Below are 24,858 nucleotides of genomic sequence, written 5' to 3' on the forward strand. Positions count from 1 at the left end.
ACAAAACGTTCTTTTCTGGTAAAATATAGGGTGTGGTGATAACTTTATTTGGGAGGGATGCGGATTGACAGAGGTCGTGATTTGCGTCGGAAGTTCCTGTCATCTTAAGGGAGCGCGCCGTGTCGTGGAGGGGCTGACAAAGCTGGTGACGGAACGGGGGCTTACCGAAAATGTAAAGCTCTCCGGCTCGTTTTGCATGGGGCGCTGCGAAGAGGCGGGAGTATCTGTCAAGGTAAACGGCGAGATCCACTTTGTGGACCCCGATCAGATAAAAGAGTTTTTTGACAATGTAATAGTAGGTGGTAATCGGTAATGAAGTATATCAATGTCGCGGAGGCAAACTGCAAGAACTGTTATAAGTGCCTTAAGGTCTGCCCCGTAAAGTCGATCAAGTACAGCGACAACCACGTCGAGGTGTTGGAAAACGAGTGTATTCTCTGCGGCCGCTGTATCCGCAACTGTCCGCAGCACGCGAAATCCCTGGTGAACGATATCAGCGGCCTTAAGCAAGCGGTGCGCGAGAGCCGCCGCAGGAAGGTCGCGGCGCTCGCCCCCTCCTATATCGCCTCTTTCGGCACGGAGAACCGCTTCCGCATCGCGGGGGCGCTTCAGAGCCTCGGCTTTGACGCCGTGGAGGAGACCTCCGTCGGCGCGCACGCCGTCACCAAGGAGTACGCGCGTATCCTTGAGAGCGATGAGATGGACAATATGATAACGACCTGCTGCCCCTCCGTCGTATTTCTCGTGCAGAAGTATTTTCCGAAGCTGACGCCGCAGCTCGCCCAGGTGCTTTCACCGATGGAGGCGCACGGCGAGTTCCTGCGCCGTAAGTACGGCGACGACGCGCTGATCGTCTTTTTCGCCCCCTGTATCTCAAAGATAGAGGAGGCCCGCGTCTCTGAGAAGCGTTATATCGACGGCGTAATCACCTTCAAACAGCTTTCGCGCTGGTTCGTGAAGGAAGATATCGAACTTGAAAAGTGCGCCGAGGGCTATTTCGGCAACGACCCGAGCTCTTCGGCGATTTACCCGATATTCGAAGGCATCGTGAAAGACGTCCGCGCCAACCTCCCCGAGGACTCCCACGTATTCAATAAATATAACTTTATCAGCGTCCAGGGGGCGAAGGACGTCATCGAGCTGCTGGAGGAGATCAGCGAAGGGCGCATCCACAACTGTTTCATTGAGGCAAGCACCTGCTACGGCAGCTGTATCAACGGCCCGGAGAAGCCCGATACGGAATATCACCCCATCAGCACGGGTATCGATATGATGCGCTACCTGCGCGCCGATAAGGATATCCGCGAAACGGACCTCTCCTCGCTGGACCTGAGCCGCCGCATCCTGCCCGACCCGGTGAAGGAGGAGATCCCCGACGAGGAGACGATACGCTCGATACTGGCACAGATAGGCAAGACGCAGCCCTCGCACGAGCTGAACTGCGGCAGCTGCGGCTACCGTACCTGCCGCGACAAGGCGATCGCCGTATATCAGAATAAGGCGGAGCTCTATATGTGCCTGCCCTATATGAGCCAGATATCGGAGACGCTCGCAAACGTCACCCTCTCCGTAAGCCCCGACTATATCATCGCCGTGGACCGCGATCTGCGCGTGAAGGAGTGTAATCTCGCGGCGCAGCATCTTCTCAAGATGACGAAAAACGAAGTCGTGGGACGCCGTATCGACGAATTCCTCGACCCGCTGGATTTCGCGCTCGCGGTCGGCGAGGAGAGGAACGTGCCGCTTCATAAGGTGAGCTACAATGAGCGCGGCATCACCGTCAACCAGACCGTCATCTATATTCCGGAGCAGGGGCTCGCGATCGCCTTCCTCCACGACGTCACGAGGCAGGAGCAGGAGACGGAGTCTATCAACAAGCTGAAGCTGGAGACGATGGAGATGGCGCAGAACGTCATCGACAAGCAGATGACGGTCGCCCAGGAGATCGCGAGCCTGCTCGGAGAGACGACGGCCGAGACCAAGGTGACGCTGACGAAGCTGAAGGACCTGATCGTCTATGACGGAAATAACGGCAATGGATAGTATATGTATAGACGCCTGTTATAACAGCCTGATAAAGAAGAACGAAGAGCTCTGCGGCGACCGCGTACAGGTGATAAATTCGCCGGAGAGCATGCTGCTCGTGCTCTCGGACGGCCTCGGCAGCGGCGTGAAGGCCAATATTCTTTCGACGCTGACCTCGAAGATCATCTCCACGATGATCAGCCGCGGCGCTTCGATCGAGGACACGGTGGACACCATCGCTCATACGCTGCCGGTCTGTAAGGTGCGCGGCATCGCCTACTCCACCTTCATGATCCTCCACATCCAGAGGGACGGCAAGGGCTATCTCGCGGAGTACGACAACCCTCCCTGTATGCTGATACGCGGCGGCCGCCACATCCCCTTTGAATATGAGGAGAAGACTATCGGCGGCAAGCTGGTGCGCGAGAGCCGCTTCACCGCGCAGGAGGGCGATTATTTCGTCATCGTCAGCGACGGCGTGACACAGGCCGGCATGGGCGAGACGCTCTCCTTTGGCTGGGGCTGCGACGAGGTGGCGGAATTTCTCTGCGGTCCCTGCGGTGAGAAACTCTCCGCGCCGCGTGTCATCAACCGCGTGCTCGACGTCGCCAAGGATCTCTATCTGGGCAAGCCGGGCGACGACACCACCGTCTCCATCGCGCACATTCTGCCCAAACAGCAGGTGAGCCTATTTTCGGGGCCGCCAAAGAACCCGGAGGACGACGCGCGCCTCGTCAAGGATTATATCGAAACGCGCGGCCTGCATATCGTCAGCGGCGGCACAAGCTCCGAGATACTCTCGCGCGAGCTGAAGCGTCCGCTGCATGTCAATATAGACTATACGGACAGCGATATCCCGCCGACGGCGTCGATAGAGGGCATCGACCTCGTGACGGAGGGGGTCATGACGCTTAAGCGCGCTATCGCGATGATCGAGGAGTATATCGACCGTCCCGCGGTACCAAGGATGATATCCGAGCTTGACGATCCGCACGGCGCGGCGAAGCTTGCGAAGATCCTCATTGAACGCTGCACGCACCTGAAGCTCTTCATCGGCAAGGCGGTGAATCCGGCGCATCAGAACCCCGACTTCCCCACCGAGCTGCGCGTAAAATCGCGCCTGATGGACGATCTCGCGGCGGTGATGACGAGGCTCGGACGGCACGTAGAGAAAAATTATTATTAAATCTCCCCGTCCGGCGGTTAAAATTTAAGGCTTCGTCCCGGGACGAAGCCTTTTTTGTATATAATAGGGGCGCAGATTCTTTAAAATCCAGAGGTAGCCAGGTTCATGAGAGAAATTTTTTCGTTTTTGGCGGAATATATCGATAAAAACAGGATAACCCTCGCCGCGATAACCGGCGGCGGCGGGAAGACCTCGCTGCTCTACGGGCTGGGGCGCGAGCTCGCCGCCTCGCGGCGGGTGCTGCTCACGACGACGACGAAGATATTCCGCCCCACCCCCGGTGAATGCCGCGACCTCTTCGTCGGACCGGCAAAGCACTGCCTCTCTTTCCTCGAGGCGATGCCGCCCGCTTCGCTGCTCACGGCGGCCTCCGGCGAAGGCGGCGGCAAGCTGCTGGGCTACACCCCCGAGGAGACAGAGCGGCTGGCCGGCAGCGGCGTAGCGGCGGTGATCGCGGAATGCGACGGCTCGCGCGGACGCCCGCTGAAATTTTACGAGACCTGGGAGCCGCCGATGCCGCAGGGCTGCGGCTGCCTCTTCGCCGTCGCGGGGGTCGGCGCGCTCGGAGAAAGGGCGGACGAAGAGCGAATATTCCGCGCCGATAAATTCCGCACCCTGCACAACATCGCGGAGGGGGCAAAGGTCGCCGCCGCCGATTATATGAGCTACCTGAGCCACCCGGAGGGGCCGCTGAAAAACGCCCCCCGCGGCGCGAAGAAGATCCTGCTGCTCAATCAATGGGAAATCTGCGGCGAGGACTCTAGGACGTCGCTTATGGAGATCATTCCCGCGCTGCTTAAGAGTTACGACGCGGCCGCCTGCGTCTCAATGCGCCGCAATATACTTTACGACTACCGGGAGAGATGATAATGAACGTGATATTGCTGGGAGCGGGGCTCTCAAAGCGCATGGGACGCCAGAAGCTGCTGCTCTCATTCGGAGATAAGAACGTCATCGAGACGGTGATAGAAAACCTGCGCGGCGCGGGGCTTACGCGCATCTGCGCCGTGCTCTCGCGGGAGGTGGCCTCCGCGCTCGCTTCCCACGCCGGTACGCTGGAGGTCGGCATCAACGAAGAACCGGAGCGCGGACAGTCAAGCTCGCTGGCGATCGGGCTCGAGATGCTGCCGGAGGGAGAGGACTTCTGCATCATGCTCGGCGACCTGCCGCTGGCGCGCGCGCAGGATATCGCGGCGCTCGCCAAACGTTTCGACGGGCTGCCGCCGGAAAAGAGCGTCCTCGCCCCCTGCCGCGGCGGCGTGTTCGGCCACCCGATGTTTTACCGCTCCGTATGGCGCGAACGCTTTCGCGGCGCGAGCGGCGACGTCGGCGGTAAAAAGATCCTCATGCGGTACGAACCGGAGATTGAGCGTGTAAGCGCCCCAGATTCACATTTCAAGGACATGGACACGCCGGAGGAGTATGAAAAGCGCCTGAAAGAGGCGTAATTATCCGCATTAGCTAAAAGATAAAAACACAAATCAAAGAACCGGTCGCCGTGATGTTTTCGCCGGCCGGCTCTTGTGTTATATCTGTATGCCTAAATCCGCCCCGAAAGCCATTATTACACTCTTGAAGAGAGCGCCCCGACAGCGCGCGAAAATTCTAAAAAAACAGGTCACAAACATTAAAGAGACACGGTAAAACACATAAAATGCTTTTATATTATTTTGGTTTTATACAAAAATCCACGAAAAAATTGCCTTTTACTCAAATTTTTTCTTTAATTGTAAACTGGTCATTTCTACGGGATAAAAATAGGCATATTCTGCTTGGCGTAAAAAATAACAGGATGTTATTTTTGTCGGCAACACCCAAAAGGGGAGGCGGATCACAAAAATTTAATTTGTCAAACGGGTAAAAACAGATCAAGAAACCTTGATAAAACGGGTTTTGTGTTTGTGGAAACGGTATTCGTGGTAACAAAATTATCCTTCTGTCACCTTATGAGACATTTATGACGCAGGCAAGCGGAATCACAAAACTGCTCCGCAGAGGTAAACGTCCGGATACGTCATAAATTACGATGGCGCCGATATTTTGAATCGGCGGGGAGCGATCTCTGATTTCGTCTGAAAATCAGGGCCACCACCGGCGTGTCCTTAAACCAGAGCCGCCATGCGGTGCGGCCATATCTCCCGTTATATACGCCATTTCTGAATCATCAGGAGACAGAGCCAGTAGGAGAGACCGATGCCGTTTCAGGGAGAGAGGCCATTTGCGTCCGTGTTTCATAACAGGCGGATGTTCGAGAGATGAAATGAAGAGAAGAAAGGTGAATAGTATCAGATGAAAAGAATGCGAGTAATCTGCGCCGCTGTCATAATAGCGCTGTGCGTATACCTCACGCCGGCGTCTGCCGAGAAGATTTATACCGCCCCGGTCACCGATAGCCATGAATGGGATGAAGATGTGACGATCACAACCAACGGTATCGTCAACGAGGACAGCCGGGAGGGCGGCGGTATTTATTTCTGTACGAATGGTCCAGATCAGACCTTCATCATAGTGGAAGCCGATAATCTGGTGAAGATACGCGCTAACCTGGGAGATGGTAACGAACAGGGAGACAAATTATACGGCATCAGGACGTCGGGAGCGCATAATGCGGTCTTTCTTCTTGGCAAGGCAGACATCGAGGCCGGATATATGACCCTCAGCGCGGAGAACGCCACATCAATCATAGTCGGCGACTACTCGAGTCTGATCACCACGAGTTCGCATTTCGGTGTACATAGCTCCGACGACAGCAATATCTATATCGGCGACCACGTGCTGATCCAGGCGGGAGACAAAAACGACTTCGCAGACAACGGCTATACCGTCTGGGCGAAGTGCGACGGAGGCATCTTCGACACAACTATTCAAATTGGGGACCACGTGCAGATCTCAAACGCGGGAAACTATAAGAAAGACGGAGCGGCCGTTTACGCGCAGGGCGGGGGGATAATCACGATCGGAGATGATGCGGAGATAACGTCGAGAGGAGAACGGGATCCCACGGTGAAAATAAACCGTTACAATATCGGCGTACGCGCCGACGGCTGGCACTGGAGAACGACATACGTCCCTCATAGCCTCCCCTTATCCTACGCCGAGCCGGAACTGGTCCTTGCCCCCTCAAAAGTGGTGCTGGGCGACCGTATCTCTATCTACACGGACGGCAGAGAGGGCAACATGGGGATATACGCCTCCGACAGGGCAGAGGTCATCGCGGGAGAGGACCTCACGATAAATACCCACGGCTCCGAAGGAAGCAACTTTGGCGTCTTCGCCGACGAGGGCGCACAGGTAACCATCAAGAGCACCTGCATCGAGACGGAGGGAAAGGACAGCCACGGCCTGATAGCATGGAGATCTAAGGAGGGGCAGAACTCAAAGATCACCATTACGGAGGGTTCTAACATCAAGACCATGGGGACCAACGCCTACGGTGTGGCCGCCATCGACGGCGGCGAGGTGGAGCTGACCGGGAAGCATACAATAGAAACAGACCTGGAAAACGGCTCTTTCGCCCTCGGAACAAGCTACGGCGGCACCATCACCGCGGACGGGCAGATGAATATCCTTGGCAATCTGCATGCCGAAAGTGAAGGTAAGATAAACATGACGATGCAGGACGGCTCTTATATGAAGGGCTTCTCCTCCATCGACGGCGGACAGAGCGGCGAAATACATGTGGATATGAAGAACGCCTACTGGGACCTTCACAAACAGGACTCCGAGCTGAGCTCGCTCAAAATGGCCGCCGGCGCCACCGTCGACTACACGAAAGAGGGCTCCAACCTCAACCTCTACGCCCATGACATCTCCGGTAACGGCACCTTTGTTATGAAGACCGACATCGTCGGCGGAAACGGCGACCTGCTCACCGTAGACACCAGCGACGGCGACCACAAGATCAAAGTCATAGACCAGGGCAGCGCACCCACTACCGGCGACGAGGACCCCCTCAAGCTGGTAAAGACCGGCGACGGGAACGCCGAATTTACCCTCACGGGGAAGGATAATCTTGTCGACATCGGCGCGTGGCAATACGGACTGCGCCGCGCCCTAGAAAACGAGAACCATTGGGAGCTCTTTGCCACCAAGAAGCCCTCTCCACCGGCATCAGCCGCGGTCAACACCTTCATGGGCGGATACCTGCTCGCCTATGCCGAGACACAGACACTCATGCAGCGCCTCGGAGACCTGCGCGACACAGACTATGACAACGGATACTGGTTCCGCTTCCACGGTGGAAGGATGGAGTCAAACAGCAGGAGCTTCGTGCGCGACTTCGACATGAAATACGGCGGCGCGCAGGTTGGATATGACAGGAAGATCAAAAACGACTGGAAGGGCGACACCTACGTCGGCGGATACTTCGGATACAGCAAGGGCAACCTCGATTACAGCATCCTCGATGGCGGTACCGGCGGCAGCGGCAGTGTGGATTCAAGGACCCTCGGACTCTACGGCACCTATATCGCCGACGACGGCTTCTACGTCGACGCGGTGCTCAAGTACATGTGGATGAAAAACGATTTCGACGTGCTGGATTCTGACGGCGGTCACGTCACTGGAGACGGACTCTCCACCGGCGGGATGGGCTTTTCGCTTGAACTCGGCAAACGGTTCAGGTTCACGAAAAACGAAAAGGGCGACAACTGGTACATCGAGCCGCAGGCGCAGTTAAGCTACACCCGCCAGGACGGCGGATATTTCAACGCCAGCAACGGCCTGAGGATCGGCGTGGACAGCTTCAACTCACTGCTCGGCCGCCTTGGGATGCTGGCCGGATATGAGACGCCAAAGTCGAATTTCTACGCGAAGGCCTCCTACGTGAAAGAGTTCGACGGGGACGTCAATATCATCGCGAACAATATCAGCATACCGGAGTCCTTCGGCGACAGCTGGTGGGAGTACGGACTTGGATTCACCACCAGACTCAACGACCACAACAGCCTATACATGAGCCTGGAGCGCTCCTCGGGCGGTAAGTTCACCGAACCATGGAAGGTATATGCCGGCTGGAGGATCAGCCTCTAAAAGGACATCACTTTAAGTTCATCAATCACAGCATAAAAACGTAACTTAAAAGCAGCGTCCGCCGTTAATTAAACTGCGGACGCTGTTTTTACCATGCAATATGTCCTTTTAACAGAATAGCGGCCTGTCTGTTGATATCTACTGGCCTTTTAAAAGAGGCGCTAAAACAGTCTTTATAAAATTTTTTCTTTATTCATAAAATTATTATCTTATTAACATTTATACAAAATAAGAATAAGCATTATCCACTAGACGCGTAAAATATAAAAATGGTATTTTAAGATACAAAGATATGAAAGGGGAGATACATTACAAAAATCTAAATTATCAGCCTGAATAAACCGCGCTAAGAGACCTCTTTTCAGCATATTCCATGCTCGTAAAAACAGTATCGGCTATTACGATACTATTCCTAATGTTCTTCTATGGACTTTTACTTACGGCGTTGACAAGCGGGACCACAAGATCTGCTTCGACAGAAATTTACCGAGGCTGATCCGTGGCGGCAAACAGCCGGACAGGCCATCAAAGACGATGGCGCCGGCGGTTTGACCCTGTAGGGAACGATCCTTGATTTCATCCAAAAATCAGGGCTTCCCCCGGCGTGTCTTTAAGTGAAGGCGACCGCGCAGCAAACCGCCCCTGACTCGTCAGCGAGCTAAATTTTAAGTCCATTAAAGATATAAACCCCCCAACGATTCAAAAAAACAGAATCTAGGGAAGAAAGGTGGAAAGTAGAGATGAAAAAAATACAAATGATTTGTACCGCCGCTCTATTGGCGCTGTGCGTACATCTTCCCGCGGCCTTCGCCGAGCTGAATTACACAGCTCCGGTTGAAACCTCTAATCAATGGAATGAGGATGTGAATATCTCATATACATACGACCCATCCTCCTACCCTTCAGTCAATTATAAGGGCGCCATCAATCTTGAGACGACGTCATCCAGCTTTCCGCAGAAATCCATTGTGATGAACGGCGATCACACGGTGAAGATACGCGCCTTTAAGGAGCCCGGCAGCAGCAGCTCCATTCAGATATTCGGTATAAAGGTGTACGGAGAAAACGAAGTAAAGCTGAACAGGGTGGATGTCGAGTCCAGCTATATATCTCTCCACGCGCAGAAGGGTGCGAGCATCACCGTAGGTGACGACTCGCGTCTGATCACAACGGATTCAACCATCGGCATCTACGCCCTTGACAGCAGCAACATCAAGATCGGCAGCGGCGTGGAGATCCAGGCGGGGAGTATTACCAGCAACGTCGTCTATGGATACAGCGTGTGGGCAAACAGTCAGACAGGGCTCTCCACCATCGAGATTGGGGACCGAGCTAATATAACGAACATGGGCAACTACTCGAACTACGGCGCAGCTGTTTACGCGCAGTATGGCGGGCACATCTCTATCGGAAGCGGTTCTAGCATAACCTCTAAGGGCGACCGGGACGGCTCCGGAAAATCCAATATGGGCATCTATGCCGATGCAAATCTAGCGGCACAGGAGGTCCCCGGTCTCCGTTCGACAGTGGTGCTGGGCGACGACGTTACGATCGTTACGGACGGCACAAAGAGCAACACAGGGATAAACACGGGCAACGGCGCGATCGTCACCGCAGGAAAGAATACGACGATCCTGACCCACGGCTCCGGCGGGAACAACCACGGGGCATACGCGAAAAGCGGGTCACAGATCACTATGAAGAGCGCCTACATCGAGACGGAGGGTGATGAGAGCTACGGCCTGATATCAAAGGGCTCGCTGAACGGCAGCAACACAAATATCTCGATCACGGAGGGCTCCCATATCAAGACCACCGGGAACGGGGCGCACGCGGTGGTGGCCCAGGATAAGGGAGAGGTGAATCTGGCGGGAGCCAATACGATAGAGACCGACCTGGATAACGGCTCGCACGCCCTCTGGGCGCAGGACGGCGGCACCATCACCGCGGACGGACAGATGAACATCCTTGGCAATCTGCATGCCGAAAGTGAAGGTAAGATAAACATGACGATGCAGGACGGCTCCTATATGAAGGGATTCGCCTCCATCGACAACGGACAGGGCGGCGAGATCCATATGGATATGAAGAACGCCTACTGGGATCTTCACAAACAGGACTCCGAGCTGAGCTCGCTCAAAATGGCCGCCGGCGCTACCGTCGACTACACGAAAGAGGGCTCCAACCTCAACCTCTACGCCCATGACATCTCCGGTAACGGCACCTTTGTCATGAAGACCGACATCGTCGGCGGAAACGGCGACCTGCTCATCACCGACACCAGCGACGGCGACCATAAGATCAAAGTCATAGACCAGGGCAGCGCACCCACTACCGGCGACGAGGACCCCCTCAAGCTGGTAAAGACCGGCGACGGGAACGCCGAATTTACCCTCACGGGTAAGGATAATCTCGTTGATATCGGCGCGTGGCGCTACGGGCTGCGCCGCGCCCTAGAAAACGAGAACCATTGGGAGCTCTTTGCCACCAAGAAGCCCTCTCCGCCGGCATCAGCCGCGGTCAACACCTTCATGGGCGGATACCTGCTCGCATACGCCGAGACACAGACTCTCATGCAGCGCCTCGGAGACCTGCGCGACACCGACTATGACAACGGATACTGGTTCCGCTTCCACGGCGGAAGGATGGAGTCAAACAGCAGGAGCTTCGTTCGCGACTTCGACATGAAATACGGCGGCGCTCAGGTCGGATATGACAGGAAGATCAAAAACAGCTGGAAGGGCGACACATACGTCGGCGGATACTTCGGATACAGCAAGGGCGACTTAGACTACAGCATCCTCGATGGCGGCACCGGCGGCAGCGGCAGTGTGGATTCAAGGACCCTCGGACTCTACGGCACCTATATCGCCGACGACGGCTTCTACGTCGACGCGGTGCTCAAGTACATGTGGATGAAAAACGATTTCGACGTGCTGGATTCTGACGGCGGTCACGTCACTGGAGACGGACTCTCCACCGGCGGCGTCGGACTTTCTCTTGAACTCGGCAAACGGTTCAGGTTCACGAAAAACGAGAGGGGCGAAAATTGGTACATCGAGCCGCAGGCACAGCTCAGCTACACACACCAGAACGGCGGATACTTCAACGCCAGCAACGGCCTGAGGATCGGCGTGGACAAATTCAACTCACTGCTCGGCAGACTTGGGATGCTGGCCGGATATGAGACGGCGAAGACTAACGTCTACGTGAAGGTCTCCTACGTGAAAGAGTTTGACGGGGACGTCAACATCATCGCGAACAACGTCAGCATACCGGAGTCCTTCGGCGACAGCTGGTGGGAGTACGGACTCGGATTCACCGCCAAGCTCAACGACCGCAACAGCATCTACATGAGCCTGGAACGCTCCTCGGGCGGCAAATTCACCGAACCATGGAAGGTCTATGCCGGCTGGAGGATCACCATCTAAAATCGGCGTTTATAAGCACGATTTGCGTCATAACTTCGGGCTCTGGCATCCTCGCCGTATGAAGATACGGCTCCGGTTCCAGAGCCCGAAGTTATTTAGCAACTCGCACTTCTAAACGCCGATTTATCATTTCCCTTATCGAAGGTAAGTAACGGTTTAGCTTTTGACTTGCCCTTTTAGCCTCCCTCAGAGAGGGAGGTGTCGGCCGCCTGCTTTTGGCGGCTGACGGAAGGAGTGTTGCTCTGTTTGGCGCGGAAACCGCGCCAAACAGAGCCCGCGGCAAAAGCCGCGGGAGAACCAAAGGTCAACTCTCCCTCAGTCTCGGCGAAAAAACATCGCCGAGCCAGCTCTGATGTAACTACCAGCCGAATCGCACAAATCAGAAGGCCTCTGATTTGGCTCTCTGGCCGCCTCACAGAGGGCGCCTTTAAGGGCAAAGTCAAAAGATAAAGCGTTATTTATTCCTTGCACCGTCGAAGCTAAATCGCTATTTATCGCCTCTCATAAAATATACAAATCGGCGTTTATAAGCTGGCAATCAAAACGCGGTTTTGCGTTATCAAACTTAATTTGTCCTTCAATCGTTTAGTTTATTCATCAAACCGGCTTCCCAATACATCCACTGGTAATTTGGCGGAAAATCCCGTATAATATTTCGCGGCATAATTTTGCAACCGATTGCAAACAAATTTTTACGGAGGTGCAACATGGCTAAGAAAAAACTGGTTTACGGGATCGACGACCGTCCGCCGACGCCGATATTGATTCTTGCCGGCGCGCAGCACGTCCTCACGCTCTTTGGCGCGACGACGCTCGTCCCACTCATTTTCGGCCCCGCAATGGGCATGACGACACAGCAGATAGGCGCCTTCATCGGCTGCGTCTATTTCAGCATGGGCATCGCTACTCTCATCCAGACACACCCCAAGCTCGGCTCTGGCCTGCCGATCGTGCAGGGATCGAGCTTCAGCTTCATCCCACCGATAATGACGATCATCGGCGCCTATAAGAGCCTCGGCCCGGACGTCATCATGCAGTATGTCGGCGGCGCGCTCTTCGCGGGCGGCCTCGTCCTCTCGCTGCTCGGCTACAGCAAGCTCATCGGGCGCATCAGAAAGATTATCACCCCCGTCGTCATCGGACCGACGATCATGGCGATCGGCTTCTCTCTCGCACCAACGGCGATCCAGTTTAACGCCGCGAATTTCTGGCCGATATCGCTGCTCGTCGTGGCAATGGTATTTTTCTTCAGCCTCGTCTCCAAGAACAAGTATTTCAACATCTTCGCCGTGCTGGGCTCAATCGTGATCGCCTATCTGATCTGCCTAGCGCTCTCGCTGAGCGGCGTCTTCGCCGCGGGACATCCCGCCTATATCAACCTTCAGAGCGTATACGACGCGCCGTGGCTGCGCTATAAGCTCTTTATGCCCTGGGGCGCGCCCAAATTTTCAGGGCTCGCGATAGGCGCGATCGCCGCGGGTTTCTTCTGCGTCATGATCGAATCGATCGGCGACTATCATAACTGTTCATACGCGGCGGGCATTGACGATCCGACACCGGAACAGATCAACCGCGGCATCGGCGCGGAGGGTATGTGCTGCGCGCTCTCCGGTCTGCTCGGTTCGGTCGGCACCACCTCCTACACTGAAAATATCGGCCTCATCGGCCTCACCGGCGTCGCGAGCCGTCACGTCGTGCGCGCGGGAGCGGTGATACTAATCCTTCTCTCGCTGATCGGCAAACTCGGCGCGCTGATCGCGACGATGCCTTCGCCGGTCATCGGCGGCGCTTACATCACGCTCTTCGGCACGATCGGCGCTCTCGGCATCCAAAACCTTATGCGCGCCGACATGGGAAGCCAGCGCAACGTGCTCATCGTCGGCTTCGCCTTCCTCATGGCTCTCGGCCTCCCCGGATGGGTGGAGCCGAACCAGGCCCTTTTCACGGGCTTCTTCGGAACAACCTTTGGCGGCATGATCTGGGCCGTCCTTAAGACGCCGATGGCGGTCGCGGGAATTCTCGCCGCTATCTGCGACAACCTCATCCCCGGCACGCCGCAGGAGCGCGGCATCACCGGCGGTGTAGAAGAGGCGCAGGAGAACGTGAAAAAGCCGAAGGCTTAAATATTAAATATAAAAATTTTTCAAATACGCGCTATGAAGGGGAGGCTGCCGCCTCCCCTTTTTTGTTGGACTTTTGTTGGACTCTGTAAGATATAATCTTTTCATAAAAATAGGTACAATGGGAGGAATGTTCATTTATTTAATAGAACCTCCCGTTTTTCATAAAGGCGTGATGTTCAGGAGCATATTTTACATTAGTGTTACATTTCAGCATTATTATCCGCTAAGACTTAAACATTATGCTGCCCTGTTATGATATAGTATCCAGGTTAAACTAAAACAGCCGTTGAGAATGTAAAATATCTCGATATAAAAATGGCAGACGCTCCATGCGCCTGACAATCCAAGAAAGGTACGGTTACAGTATGATATCCTCCATCTCTAAAAGAAATATCTTCTTTGCCGCCATCGCCGCGGCTCTTTTACTCTTATATATAGTACCGCTTGGCTCTTATCCTCTGATGGAACCCGACGAGGGACGCTACGCGGAGATACCGCGCGAGATGATCGCTACCGGTAATTACATTACGCCGATGCTGAACTACGTAAAATATTTTGAGAAGCCGGTATTCCTTTACTGGATGAACGCCGCGAGCTTCCACATCTTCGGGCAGAACGAATTCGCGGCGCGCGTCGGCGTGGCTCTCTGCGCACTCGCGGGCGCGCTGACGACGGCGATGCTCGGCTCCTTCATCTACGGGCGGATAGCGGGATTCCTCGCGGGGGTGGTGACGGCGACCTCGCTGCTCTATTTCGCGATCGGCACAATAAATATCACAGATATGCCGCTCTCCTTCTTCCTCACCCTGGCCTTCGCCTCCTTTTATGCCGCCCATGTCAAGGAGGAGAAAAAATATTACCTGCTCTTTTATTTCGCCTCCGCGATGGCGCTGCTCACAAAGGGGCTGATCGGCGTCGTGCTGCCCGGCGCGGTGATATTCTTCTATATTCTCGCGACAAGACAGTGGAAACTTTTCTATAAACCGCTCTATCTGCCGGGGCTAATCCTCTTTTTCGCGGTAAGCGTGCCGTGGTTCTATCTTGTCTGCCGCGACAACCCCGACTTTTTCCGCTTTTTCTTCATTCAGGAGCACTTCCTCCGCTACGCGACGAAGATGCACCACCGCTACGAACCCTTCTGGTTTTTCATCCCGATGATACCGGCGGGGATGATTCCCTGGACGGCCTTCCTGCCGCCGCTTTTCAGCAAAAAGAGCGTCGTGCGCTCGCCAAAGACACCGGAGGAAAAGCGCGCCGTCATTTATCTGCTGCTCTGGTTTTCCGTTATCTTCCTCTTCTTCTCTTTTTCGGATTCCAAGCTGATCCCCTATATCATTCCCTGCATCCCGCCGCTCGCGATCCTGATCGGAGCCGACATCTTCCGAATGGCGACTGACAAGGAGTGGCACGGACACCCCGTCGTCTGGCTCGCGCTGACAAGCGGCCTGCTCGGTATGGGACTGATCGTATATCCGCTCTTCGGAGAGCACGCGAGCCCCGCGCAGGCCTGGCCGATCGCCGTGAAGGCTGGTTTCGGGCTCATCGGCATGCCTGTCGTCGCCTGGTATTACACCTCACACGGCAGCAAGCGGTATAAAGAGGCGGTCAAGGCGCTCATCCTCTGCTCGGTGCTTTTTATCTCCGGGCTGCAGGATGTCTACAACATCGTCGCCCCAATGCGTACCATGAAAGATGTCTCAGACGTGATAATTAGAGAGAGACGGCCGGGAGATGTAATCGTCGCCTACGACGAGGTACTGCAGGGTATTCCCTTCTACACAAAGCAGCGGGTGATGATGGTCGGCCACCCGGGCGAACTTGAGTACGGCGCGAACCAACCGGAGGGCAGGGGCTGGTTCCTGACAAAGGAAGAGTTCCTGCGGCAGTGGCGGGCGAGAGAAAAACGCTTTATACTGGTCGTGAAAAATGACGGGCGTTTCGAAGAATTATTCCCCGACGGCAGCACCGGAACGGCGGAAAAGATAGAAAGCGGAAAATATTTGATTCTCTTCTATAGAGAGGAGCCTACAAAATGAGAAAAGAATTTTTGCCCTTCGCCAAGCCGAGTATCAGCGAAGAGGCCATCTCGGATGTCGCCGATTCGATCCGCAGCGGCTGGCTCGCGATGGGGCCGAAGACGATACAGTTTGAGGAAAATTTTGCGAAATACACCGGCGCGAGTTACGCGCTCTCCGTCAACTCCGCCACCGCGGGGCTGCACTGCGCGCTGATGGCGCTGGGCGTCGGCCCCGGAGACGAGGTGGTCACCACGCCGATGACCTTCGCGGCGACGGTGAACGCGATACTCTTCACGGGCGCGAAGCCGGTATTTGCCGATATAGACCGTAATACTCTGGATATCGTGCCGGAAAATATCGAGCGCGCGATAACGAAGGCGACGAAGGCGGTGATCCCCGTCCACTTCGCGGGAACGCCCTGCGATATGGATAAGATCGAGGCAATAGCCGCCGCCCACGGCCTCGCGGTGATCGAAGACGCGGCGCACGCGCTCGGCGCCTCCTACAAAGGGCGCAGGATCGGCGCGGACCGCGGGGCGCGGCATCTCTCCGTGTTCAGCTTCCACCCGACGAAGAACATCACGACCGGCGAGGGCGGCATGATCTGTACCGAAGACGAGGAGCTAGCCGAGAGAATCATGGTCCTGCGTCAGAACGGCATGTCAAAGGGAGCCTGGAACCGCTACGCGGCGAAGGGCAGCGCCAACTACGACATTTTCTTCCCCGGCCTCAAGTATACGATGATGGACATCCAGGCGGCGATCGGAAATTCGCAGATGAGGGAGCTCGAATCCTTCAACCGCCGCCGCGCGGAGATCGCCGGTTTTTACCTGCGCGAGCTTGCGGGGATCGAGGGGCTTATACTTCCGAAGCGCGCGCCCTGGGACTACGAGCATTCGTGGCATATATTCACCCCCTTCGTCGACATCGACAGACTGGGCTTCACGCGCGACGAATTCATGGCGCGCATGAAAGAGCGCAATATCGGCACGGCGCTTCACTATCAGGCGCTGCACCTCTTCACCTGCTACCATGAGGTCACAGGCATGGGACGCGGCGACCTTCCGGAGGCGGAATATGTCTCCGACCGCATCGTATCGCTGCCGCTCTTCCCCGCGATGACCGACGGGGACGCTCACGACGCCGTCGCGGCGATAAAAGAGGTCTGCGGTAAATGTTAACGCAAAGGGCCGACGGAGAGCCGCGCACGGCGGCGGGGATAGAGGTCTCAGTCGTCATCCCCGCCTATAACGAAGAGGAGTCGCTGCACAAGCTCTTTGAAGAGCTGTGGCCCGTGATGGAGAATCTCGGTCGCAGCTTTGAGGTAATTTTTATCAACGATGGCAGCCGTGACGCGACGATGGGAATACTCTACGATTTCTATAAGATACATCCCGAGATGCGCGTGATCGACCTTGGGGCAAACTTCGGACAGCATATGGCGATCATGGCGGGTTTCGACCACGCGCGCGGCGGCAAGATAATCACCCTTGACGCCGACCTGCAGAATCCGCCCTCGGAGATACCGAACATCCTCAAACAGATGGACGAAGGACACGACGTCGTCGGCACATACCGCGTAGGCCGCCGGGACCCCCTCTTTCGCAAGATCGCCTCAAAGTGCATCAATAAGCTCACAAACCGCATCGCGAAGCTCAAGATCCGCGATTATGGCTGTATGCTGCGCGGCTACGACCGGCGTATCATCGACATCATCAACCACAGTCAGGAGACGACGACCTTCATCCCCGCCCTCGCGCAGAAATTCGCCGTCAACCCCATAGAGATCCCCGTCGCCCATCGTGAGCGGGAGCTCGGCGAGTCCAAATACGGCCTTTTTCAGCTGATACGCCTCAACTTCGACCTTATGACGAGCTTTTCGCTCGTGCCACTTCAGCTCGTGACGATGGCCGGCATGCTGCTGTCGGTGATCTCCTTCCTGCTGCTATTTTATATGTTCGCACGCCGGCTCTTCCTAGGCATCGGCACCTGGCAGCTCTTCCTTGAACAGGCGTTCGAGGCCTCCGAGTTCGTCATCAGCGGCATCACGCTCTTTTCGCTCGGCATCATCGGAGAGTACATTGGCCGTATCTACCGCGAGGTGAGCAAGCGCCCGCGCTATTCGGTGCGGAAGGTCTTTGAACATACGGCGGAAGATTCCGATGGACAGGGCTAAGATAGTCCTCTTCGCTTACAGCGAGGTCGGCTGCCTCTGCCTGGAGGAGCTGATAAAAGAGGGCGCTAACGTCGCCGCCGTCTTTACGCACAACGACGACCCCGGCGAGGAGATATGGTTCCGCTCGGTGAGGGCGATCGCGGAAAAAAGCGGCATTCCTGTGCACACGCCGCAAAAGCTCGGCACGCAGGAGACCGATTACCTGCGCTCCCTAAAGCCGGAGCTCATCCTCTCCTGCTACTACCGCGCGCTGATACCGAAAGCGGTGCTCGACATGCCGCGCCTCGGCGCCTACAACATCCACGGAGCGCTGCTGCCTAAGTACCGCGGACGCGCCTGCGTCAACTGGGCGGTGCTTAACGGCGAAAAAGAGACGGGCGCGACGCTTCACGTAATGACGGAGAGGGCCGACCGCGGCGACATCGTCGACCAGGAGCGGGTGCCGATAGAGTTTACCGACACGGCCTACGACGTCTTTATGAAGGTGGCGGAGGCCGCGCGGCTGATATTGGCGCGCCGTCTGCCTGAGCTTGAGGCGGGAACGGCGCCGCGCCGTCCGCAGGACGAGGCCGAGGCGACCTACTTTGGACGCCGCCGTCCCGAAGACGGTGAAATCGACTGGGACAAAAGCGCCGTGGAGATTTATAATCTTATACGTGCGGTGACCCACCCTTTCCCCGGAGCCTTTACAGAGCTGGCGGGAAAGAAATATTATATATGGAAGGCGCGCCCCCTTGAGGGCAGCGCCGCGCCCTCGAAGATCGTCAGCGACAATCCGCCGGTCGTCGGCACAGGCTGCGGGCTTCTTGAGATATTGAGGCTTCAGCCGGAGGGCGGAGAGGAAGGGGAGACTTTTCAATGAAATTATTCATCACCGGAGTAAACGGTTTCATCGGTACGCACCTGCTGGAAAACATACTCGCCAAGACCGATTGGGAGGTCGACGGCTTCGACATCGCCTCCACAAACCTCGCCCCCTTTGAGGGCGAGCGCCGCTTCGCCTTCCGCAAGGGCGATATCTTCAAAGATAACGAGATCCTTGAGGCCGAGGTAATTAAGGCCGACGTCGTCATTCCGCTCGCGGGGATCGCGAAGCCGGCCTACTACATAAAGAAACCGGTCTGGACCTTTGAGCTCGATTTTGAACAAAACCTCAAGATGGTGCGTCTCTGCGCGAAGCACGGCAAACGGATAATCTTCCCCTCGACCTCCGAGGTCTACGGTATGAGCGGCGATACGGAGCTCAAAGAGGACGAAAGCCCGCTTACGACAGGCCCCATCGTCAAGATGCGCTGGATATACAGCTGCTCCAAACAGATGATGGACCGTATGATCATGGCTTACGGGCAGGAGCAGAATTTACAGTACACGCTCTTCCGCCCCTTCAACTGGGTCGGGCCGCGCCTCGATACCCTGAAGGACGCCGAAGAGCGCCAGGCGCGCTCCGTCACGCAGATGCTCTACGACATCGTTTACCGCCGCAAGATATCGCTCGTGAACGGCGGCGAACAGCGGCGCAGCTTCACCTGGATCGGCGACGGTATCGAGGGACTGATGGCGATCATCGAAAACAAGAACAAGAAGGCCGACGGAGAGATCTTCAATATCGGCAACCCCGCCAACAACCACTCGGTAAAGGAGCTGGCGGAGCTGCTGATCAACGAGGCGAAAAAATTCCCGAAATTCCGCGAGGCCGCGGAGGCCACGGAGCTTGATATCATCCCCGCCTCGGCCTACTACGGCAAGAGCTACGACGATATGCAGAACCGCGTGCCCTCGATCAAAAAGATAGAGAGCAGGCTCGGCTGGCAGCCGAAGACCGGCATGCGCGAGATGCTTTACAAGACGATCGCCTGGTACGCTGAGAACGAGGCCAAGTAATGGCGCGACTCGCCATTAAGGTTGACGTTGACACGCTGCGCGGCTACCTTGAGGGTGTGCCGCGCATGCTCGCTCTGTTCAAAAGGCAGGGTATAAGGGCCAGCATCTTCTTTTCCTTCGGCCCCGACAACTCGGGCAAGGCGATACGGCGCATCTTCCGTCCGGGCTTCATCTCCAAGATGATGCGCACCAAGGCCCCCTCCACCTACGGCCTCAAGACGCTCATGTACGGTACGCTGCTGCCCGCGCCGCTGATAGTTCCCACAGATCCCGCCATTGTACGCCGCGCTCTGGAGGGCGGCCACGAGGTCGGCATCCACGCCTGGGACCACGTCTACGTGCAGGACTGTCTTGAGCGGATATCCAAGGAGGAGTACCTCTCGCTTTACAGAAAGGCGGAGGCTCTCTATAAGGATATCTGCGGGCGCGCGCCCACGGAGATCGCCGCGCCGGGCTGGCAGCTGTCGCACGCCGTCCTGGAGGCGGAGCAGGAGCTAGGCCTCGCCTACGCCAGCGACGTCCGCGGATACTCCCCCTTCATGCCGGTATTTGAGGGCATGGAATACGGCGTGCCGCAGATACCGACGACGCTGCCGACGATGGATGAGATATACGGCCTGCCGGGGATCAACGACGTCACAATCCCCAAGGCCTGGCTCGACGGAATGGACAAAGAGTGGAACGTGCTCACCGTCCACGCGGAGATGGAGGGCATCTCAAAGCTCACCGTCTTTGAAAATTTCCTCAACATGGCGAAGGCGCTCGGCACCGAATTCCACACGCTCGGCGAATACGCGCGCGAGGCCTCCCTCCCGCGCGGCGAGATCGTTATGGGGACGCTCACGGGGCGCGCGGGGACGCTCGCCATACAGCGGCAGACAGATGCTCGATAAGATAACGCTCACCCTCATACTCGCCTCGGCGGCGACAAACGCGCTCGGCAGCACCGTTATGAAACACGCCTACGGCGGCGACAGCGACATGGTCTCCTCCGGCCTCGTCGGGGCCTTTCTGAAGATAGCCCTCAACCCCTGGATCGTCCTCGGACTCGGACTATTCGGCGTCTCCTTCTTCTTTATGGCGGCGGCTCTCTCGCGCGCCGAACTGACGCTCGCCTACCCGCTGATGTCCGGCATCGTCTATCTGCTGCTGCTCGCGATCGGCTTTTTTATCTTTCATGAAAAGATCACGCTCCTGCGGATCGGAGGCATGGCCTTCATCCTCGCGGGGATAACCATGCTCGTAATCAAGAGTTAAGAGGAGAAATAAATAGATGAAAATTTGCGTTGTTGGAACAGGCTACGTCGGACTCGTCACCGGCACCTGCTTCGCGGAAAAGGGCCATACAGTATGCTGTATCGATATCGACGAGGAGCGCATCGGCAAACTCAAAAAGGGGATCAGCCCGATATATGAGCCGGGGCTTGACGAACTCATCGAAAGAAACCAACGCGAGGGACGCCTCTTTTTCTCCACAAAAATCAGGGACGGCCTGGAGGGCACACAGCTCTGCTTCATCGCCGTCGGCACCCCGCCGGCGGACGACGGAAGGGCGGATCTCGCCCAGGTGCTGGCCGCCATCGACGACATCGGTTCAGAGCTTTCGCACTCCTGCTACATCGTCGTCAAATCGACGGTTCCCGTCGGCACCGGCACCCTGCTCTGCAAGCGCATCAAAAACCACCTGCGCGAGCGCGGCATGGAAAAGATCAACCTTGAGATACTCTCAAACCCCGAATTTCTCAAAGAGGGCATGGCGATCGAAGACTGCCTGCACCCGGACCGCGTCGTGGTCGGCGCCGCCTCCGACGAAGCGCGCGCGGTGATGCGCGAGCTTTACCGCCCCTTTGTAAGCGAAGAAAAGATAATATTTATGGACCCGGCCTCCGCCGAGATCACAAAATACGCGGCGAACACCATGCTCGCGGCGCGCATCAGCTTCATGAACGAGATCGCGCAGCTCTGCGACAAGGTGGGGGCCGACGTCCTCTCCGTCAAAAAGGGAATGGCCTCGGACCGCCGTATCGGCGAATACTTCCTCAACGCGGGCTGCGGCTACGGCGGCTCCTGCTTTCCGAAGGACGTCCAGGCGCTCTGCTATATCGGCGAGGGGCAGGGACTGGACATGACGATGGCCTCCGCCGTCAGCAAGGTGAACCGCAAGCAGAAAGAGCTGCTTCAGATCATGATGCGCGAACGCTTCGGCGAGGACATGGAAGAGATAGAGGCGGCGATCATGGGGCTCGCCTTCAAACCGCATACAAACGACATGCGCGAGGCACCCTCTATTACTCTCATCCGCGGCCTGCTCAACTGCGGCGCCTCCGTCCGCGCCTACGACCCCATCGCGATGGATGAGGCGCATAGGCTGCTGCCGGATAACGTTCAATATGCCGCGGACATCGAATCGCTGCTCGCCGGCGCGGACTGCGCCGTGATCGTCACCGAGTGGCCGCAGTTCAAAGAGGCCGATTGGGAAAAGTTCGGCGGCCTGATGAAGCGCAAAATCGTCTTCGACGGACGCAACATCTGCGACCCGGAAAAGATGCGCGCGCTCGGCTTTGAATACTACTGCATCGGCCGCAACATGCGCCCCAGATAAAGGCCGCAAACGAGCAAGCACCTGACCAGCGAAATATACGTTTATATCTGATCAAACAGCTGAAAGGAGCCTTGAGATAAATTATGAGACCGCTTATCGGGATACCGACGTCGCCATTCAAACATGCTTACGCGGAGGTTGAACTTGCCGGAATGGACAGAGAGGCGCTCAATTATTTCTGGCTCCTCTCCATGCTGACGGAAAAGATAATCTCCTGCGTGCGAGCCGCGGGCGGCGTACCGCTGCTGCTCACCGCGACGCGCGAAGCGCACGAGATAAAGGCGCTCGTCTCAAAGCTCGACGGCTTCGTCTTTGCGGGCGGCAGCGACATTGCCCCCGCCTTCTACGGCGAAGAGGACAAGGGGACGATCGCTCCCGACCTCGACCGCGACCACTTCGAAGTCAGCCTCTGCCGCGAGGCGCTTGAAAAAAACAGGCCGCTGCTGGGGATCTGTCGCGGCTGTCAGCTTCTGAACGTCGTCCTCGGCGGTTCGCTCATACAAAATCTGCCCGACGTCAACGGTAGCTGGAGCCTTCACCGCCGCTCCGACGTCATGAAAGGCTATGTACACGATGTGAAAATATCGGTCCCCTGGCTCTTTCCCAACCACCACGGCGATACGATGATGGTAAATTCCATGCACCACCAGGCCGTCGGCCGCCTGGCAAAAGAGGCGGAGGCTGCGGCGCATACGGAGGACGGCATCATCGAGGCGATATGGGCCCCGGCCTATAAATACGCCGTCGGCGTGCAGTGGCATCCCGAATGCCTCGCTGAAGAGGACCGCGTGCAGGCCGATATCTTCAAATCGCTCGTAACAAAGGCGGGAAAATAAATCTCTGACCGCGGGCGGCATACACGCACAGTCTTACAGCCATTTTTTCAATATATCATAAAGAGTTTGGAAGTTGATGGGTTTGGACATATGGCCGTTCATACCCGCGCGGAGAGCCTCTTCCACATCCTCCGCGAAGGCATTCGCGGTCATCGCGATGATGGGAAGCCGCGCGGTATCGGGACGCCCCTCTATCCTGCGTATTCGCTTCGCCGCCTCATAGCCGTCCATCACCGGCATCTGTATATCCACACTGTTCAGCTGGACAAAACGGTACGGAGCATCCGCGGTGATAATGACGAACAGTACAACCGCGACGAGTAACATCGCTTTGAAAAATATCCGAGCGCTTTGCGCCGTAATGAGACTCTCGGGGATGATCGAGATCAGACCCAGCGGAAGAATGCCAGGCCTGTCCGCGCGTCAAGCAGGAAATTTTCAAATTTAGAGACGACGGCGGGAGACTTTTTATCCATCTTAAAAGGACGCAGGGTATCTCTTGCTCAATGCCGCTTTTAAGAACTAACGGGATACAGGCGGCGCATCTGAACCGCGCAGGCGAGTCCGCCGCCCTCCGAGGCGATAAGCCGGCAAAAACGCTCCTCCGTCAGCCGGTCCTCATTATTTTTCGCCGCTAAAACAATCATCCGGCAGATGTCAAACTTGGCAAGCATAGTAGGAGTCCTTTTCATCAGATCTTCAAGACGTCCGGTATCCGTCTTTTCTCCCGCCAGCAGGGAGCACCAGAGAACGTACAATTCCACGTCGCGGCGCATCTCAGCGGCAAGCCGCGGATTAGAACTATCAAGCGTTTCGATACATGTTTTGAATTCTGCGACGGCGCGCTCCGCCGTATCCCTGTCGCCGCTCCATAACATACAGCGGCAGCGGCTGCGCATGACAAGCGCCTTAAGCGCGCCGCGGCGCAGCGGCGGCAAATCATCGCCAGGCTCTTCGATAACCTGCAGCGCACGCCGCCATTCGCCCATCGCGCACAGCCCTTCAGACAGATTTACGGCCGCTATCACCCTTCCGGCCCTCCCGGGTCTCATGGAGAGCGCCACCGGTTCGTACGCCTTTACAAACAGTTCAGGCTCCAGGTCGATGTGCAGAAGCCTCTGAAGCGCGTGATCACAGTGCGCAGCCGTCATATTGGCGACAAGCAGGCTTAACAGACAGCCTAACGTCAGCACCAACGCTACCGCGATCACCGCCAGCCAAAGCGGACCGTCCGCACGCCGCACCGCAACGCAGAGCGTCACAACCGCCGTAGTTACCAGCCCCGCAGCCAGCGCCATGCGGCTCTTGGCAAAACAACCGATCAATTCTATTCCTCCTAAAAATCCCGCTGATTCAAGCGGCCGACTGTTTTTACTATACATCGACTATTATCAAAAGAAAAGCCACGCCCCGCAATATCGGGACAAGAGCAGGAAGGGCCCGCACGTTTGCCATGCAGCCTTATCTCTCCAGGATTAAAAAACAAATTTCATCGTATTTTTACAAATATTATTGTTACACATACCAATGAAGTGAATGAACAGGCGTG

At 56.4% G+C, this 24,858-nt stretch carries 20 protein-coding genes; 17 read left to right on the forward strand and 3 right to left on the reverse strand.

What is annotated here, in order from left to right; genetic code table 11:
* Positions 1-46: 46 nt before the first annotated feature.
* The 6 genes from BED41_RS13755 to BED41_RS13780 all read left to right on the forward strand — a co-directional run bounded on the left by BED41_RS13755 (position 47) and on the right by BED41_RS13780 (position 8,242).
* Positions 47-313, forward strand: a complete 267-nt coding sequence (locus tag BED41_RS13755; RefSeq protein WP_084002479.1) for a (2Fe-2S) ferredoxin domain-containing protein — start codon at positions 47-49, stop codon at positions 311-313.
* On the forward strand, positions 313-2,043 hold the full coding sequence (locus tag BED41_RS13760) for a [Fe-Fe] hydrogenase large subunit C-terminal domain-containing protein (RefSeq protein ID WP_066747525.1): 1,731 nt from the start codon (positions 313-315) through the stop codon (positions 2,041-2,043). The genes BED41_RS13755 and BED41_RS13760 overlap by 1 nt, the downstream gene beginning before the upstream one ends.
* Positions 2,036-3,211, forward strand: a complete 1,176-nt coding sequence (locus BED41_RS13765) for a SpoIIE family protein phosphatase (RefSeq protein ID WP_066749330.1) — start codon at positions 2,036-2,038, stop codon at positions 3,209-3,211. The genes BED41_RS13760 and BED41_RS13765 overlap by 8 nt, the downstream gene beginning before the upstream one ends.
* A 105-nt stretch (positions 3,212-3,316) precedes the next feature.
* Positions 3,317-4,078 (forward strand): selenium cofactor biosynthesis protein YqeC, encoded by a 762-nt coding sequence (gene yqeC / locus BED41_RS13770; RefSeq protein ID WP_066747527.1) that lies wholly within the window; start codon positions 3,317-3,319, stop codon positions 4,076-4,078.
* Positions 4,079-4,080: 2 nt separating this feature from the next.
* Positions 4,081-4,659, forward strand: a complete 579-nt coding sequence (locus tag BED41_RS13775; RefSeq protein WP_066747530.1) for a nucleotidyltransferase family protein — start codon at positions 4,081-4,083, stop codon at positions 4,657-4,659.
* Between the two features lie 841 nt (positions 4,660-5,500).
* On the forward strand, positions 5,501-8,242 hold the full coding sequence (locus tag BED41_RS13780) for an autotransporter outer membrane beta-barrel domain-containing protein (protein WP_066747534.1): 2,742 nt from the start codon (positions 5,501-5,503) through the stop codon (positions 8,240-8,242).
* A 437-nt stretch (positions 8,243-8,679) separates the two neighbouring features.
* Here BED41_RS13780 and BED41_RS16565 read toward each other — a convergent pair whose 3' ends face one another.
* Positions 8,680-8,826 carry a hypothetical protein gene (locus BED41_RS16565; protein WP_157102370.1) on the reverse strand — a complete coding sequence of 49 codons (147 nt, stop codon included), beginning with the start codon at positions 8,824-8,826 and terminating at the stop codon, positions 8,680-8,682.
* Between the two features lie 156 nt (positions 8,827-8,982).
* Here BED41_RS16565 and BED41_RS13785 point away from each other — a divergent pair, with 156 nt between their 5' ends.
* From BED41_RS13785 to BED41_RS13835, 11 genes are all read left to right on the forward strand, one after another.
* On the forward strand, positions 8,983-11,673 hold the full coding sequence (locus tag BED41_RS13785) for an autotransporter family protein (RefSeq protein ID WP_066747537.1): 2,691 nt from the start codon (positions 8,983-8,985) through the stop codon (positions 11,671-11,673).
* 707 nt (positions 11,674-12,380) lie between these two features.
* Entirely contained in the window at positions 12,381-13,796 is a 1,416-nt protein-coding gene (locus tag BED41_RS13790) for a uracil-xanthine permease family protein (RefSeq protein WP_066747540.1), read from the forward strand.
* 329 nt (positions 13,797-14,125) lie between these two features.
* Positions 14,126-15,832, forward strand: a complete 1,707-nt coding sequence (locus BED41_RS13795; RefSeq protein ID WP_084002481.1) for a glycosyltransferase family 39 protein — start codon at positions 14,126-14,128, stop codon at positions 15,830-15,832.
* Positions 15,829-16,995, forward strand: a complete 1,167-nt coding sequence (locus BED41_RS13800) for a DegT/DnrJ/EryC1/StrS family aminotransferase (protein WP_066747547.1) — start codon at positions 15,829-15,831, stop codon at positions 16,993-16,995. The genes BED41_RS13795 and BED41_RS13800 overlap by 4 nt, the downstream gene beginning before the upstream one ends.
* Entirely contained in the window at positions 16,989-17,990 is a 1,002-nt protein-coding gene (locus tag BED41_RS13805; RefSeq protein WP_066747549.1) for a glycosyltransferase, read from the forward strand. Before BED41_RS13800 ends, BED41_RS13805 begins: the two co-directional genes overlap by 7 nt.
* A complete protein-coding gene (locus tag BED41_RS13810; protein ID WP_066747551.1) occupies positions 17,977-18,852 on the forward strand; it encodes a formyltransferase in 876 nt (291 codons plus the stop codon). Before BED41_RS13805 ends, BED41_RS13810 begins: the two co-directional genes overlap by 14 nt.
* Positions 18,849-19,871: a bifunctional UDP-4-keto-pentose/UDP-xylose synthase gene (locus tag BED41_RS13815; protein ID WP_066747553.1), complete on the forward strand. Its 1,023-nt coding sequence runs from the start codon at positions 18,849-18,851 to the stop codon at positions 19,869-19,871. The genes BED41_RS13810 and BED41_RS13815 overlap by 4 nt, the downstream gene beginning before the upstream one ends.
* Positions 19,871-20,764, forward strand: coding sequence for a polysaccharide deacetylase family protein (locus BED41_RS13820; protein WP_066747561.1), 894 nt, complete (start codon positions 19,871-19,873; stop codon positions 20,762-20,764). The genes BED41_RS13815 and BED41_RS13820 overlap by 1 nt, the downstream gene beginning before the upstream one ends.
* On the forward strand, positions 20,754-21,128 hold the full coding sequence (locus BED41_RS13825) for a DMT family transporter (protein WP_066747564.1): 375 nt from the start codon (positions 20,754-20,756) through the stop codon (positions 21,126-21,128). The genes BED41_RS13820 and BED41_RS13825 overlap by 11 nt, the downstream gene beginning before the upstream one ends.
* A gap of 16 nt (positions 21,129-21,144) precedes the next feature.
* Positions 21,145-22,473: a UDP-glucose dehydrogenase family protein gene (locus BED41_RS13830; protein WP_066747567.1), complete on the forward strand. Its 1,329-nt coding sequence runs from the start codon at positions 21,145-21,147 to the stop codon at positions 22,471-22,473.
* Positions 22,474-22,556: 83 nt separating this feature from the next.
* The gene (locus BED41_RS13835; RefSeq protein WP_084002482.1) at positions 22,557-23,309 is read left to right on the forward strand and encodes a gamma-glutamyl-gamma-aminobutyrate hydrolase family protein; all 753 of its coding nucleotides are present in this window, start codon (positions 22,557-22,559) and stop codon (positions 23,307-23,309) included.
* Positions 23,310-23,342: 33 nt separating this feature from the next.
* Here the strand turns inward: BED41_RS13835 and BED41_RS13840 are convergent, their stop codons facing one another.
* Positions 23,343-23,636, reverse strand: a complete 294-nt coding sequence (locus BED41_RS13840; protein ID WP_066747570.1) for a response regulator — start codon at positions 23,634-23,636, stop codon at positions 23,343-23,345.
* A 188-nt stretch (positions 23,637-23,824) separates the two neighbouring features.
* Positions 23,825-24,634 carry a hypothetical protein gene (locus BED41_RS13845; protein WP_066747573.1) on the reverse strand — a complete coding sequence of 270 codons (810 nt, stop codon included), beginning with the start codon at positions 24,632-24,634 and terminating at the stop codon, positions 23,825-23,827.
* Positions 24,635-24,858: the final 224 nt, after the last annotated feature.

Source organism: Cloacibacillus porcorum, from assembly GCF_001701045.1.
In the GTDB taxonomy this organism is placed as follows: Bacteria; Synergistota; Synergistia; order Synergistales; family Synergistaceae; genus Cloacibacillus; species Cloacibacillus porcorum.

Coding starts and splice junctions, on each gene's coding strand:
- BED41_RS13760 (WP_066747525.1), top strand. CDS start 313: ATGAAGTATATCAATGTCGCGGAGGCAAACTGCAAGAACTGTTATAAG.
- BED41_RS13765 (WP_066749330.1), top strand. CDS start 2,036: ATGGATAGTATATGTATAGACGCCTGTTATAACAGCCTGATAAAGAAG.
- yqeC (WP_066747527.1), top strand. CDS start 3,317: ATGAGAGAAATTTTTTCGTTTTTGGCGGAATATATCGATAAAAACAGG.
- BED41_RS13775 (WP_066747530.1), top strand. CDS start 4,081: ATGAACGTGATATTGCTGGGAGCGGGGCTCTCAAAGCGCATGGGACGC.
- BED41_RS13780 (WP_066747534.1), top strand. CDS start 5,501: ATGAAAAGAATGCGAGTAATCTGCGCCGCTGTCATAATAGCGCTGTGC.
- BED41_RS13785 (WP_066747537.1), top strand. CDS start 8,983: ATGAAAAAAATACAAATGATTTGTACCGCCGCTCTATTGGCGCTGTGC.
- BED41_RS13790 (WP_066747540.1), top strand. CDS start 12,381: ATGGCTAAGAAAAAACTGGTTTACGGGATCGACGACCGTCCGCCGACG.
- BED41_RS13795 (WP_084002481.1), top strand. CDS start 14,126: ATGCGCCTGACAATCCAAGAAAGGTACGGTTACAGTATGATATCCTCC.
- BED41_RS13800 (WP_066747547.1), top strand. CDS start 15,829: ATGAGAAAAGAATTTTTGCCCTTCGCCAAGCCGAGTATCAGCGAAGAG.
- BED41_RS13805 (WP_066747549.1), top strand. CDS start 16,989: ATGTTAACGCAAAGGGCCGACGGAGAGCCGCGCACGGCGGCGGGGATA.
- BED41_RS13810 (WP_066747551.1), top strand. CDS start 17,977: ATGGACAGGGCTAAGATAGTCCTCTTCGCTTACAGCGAGGTCGGCTGC.
- BED41_RS13815 (WP_066747553.1), top strand. CDS start 18,849: ATGAAATTATTCATCACCGGAGTAAACGGTTTCATCGGTACGCACCTG.
- BED41_RS13820 (WP_066747561.1), top strand. CDS start 19,871: ATGGCGCGACTCGCCATTAAGGTTGACGTTGACACGCTGCGCGGCTAC.
- BED41_RS13825 (WP_066747564.1), top strand. CDS start 20,754: ATGCTCGATAAGATAACGCTCACCCTCATACTCGCCTCGGCGGCGACA.
- BED41_RS13830 (WP_066747567.1), top strand. CDS start 21,145: ATGAAAATTTGCGTTGTTGGAACAGGCTACGTCGGACTCGTCACCGGC.
- BED41_RS13835 (WP_084002482.1), top strand. CDS start 22,557: ATGAGACCGCTTATCGGGATACCGACGTCGCCATTCAAACATGCTTAC.
- BED41_RS13840 (WP_066747570.1), bottom strand. CDS start 23,636: ATGTTACTCGTCGCGGTTGTACTGTTCGTCATTATCACCGCGGATGCT.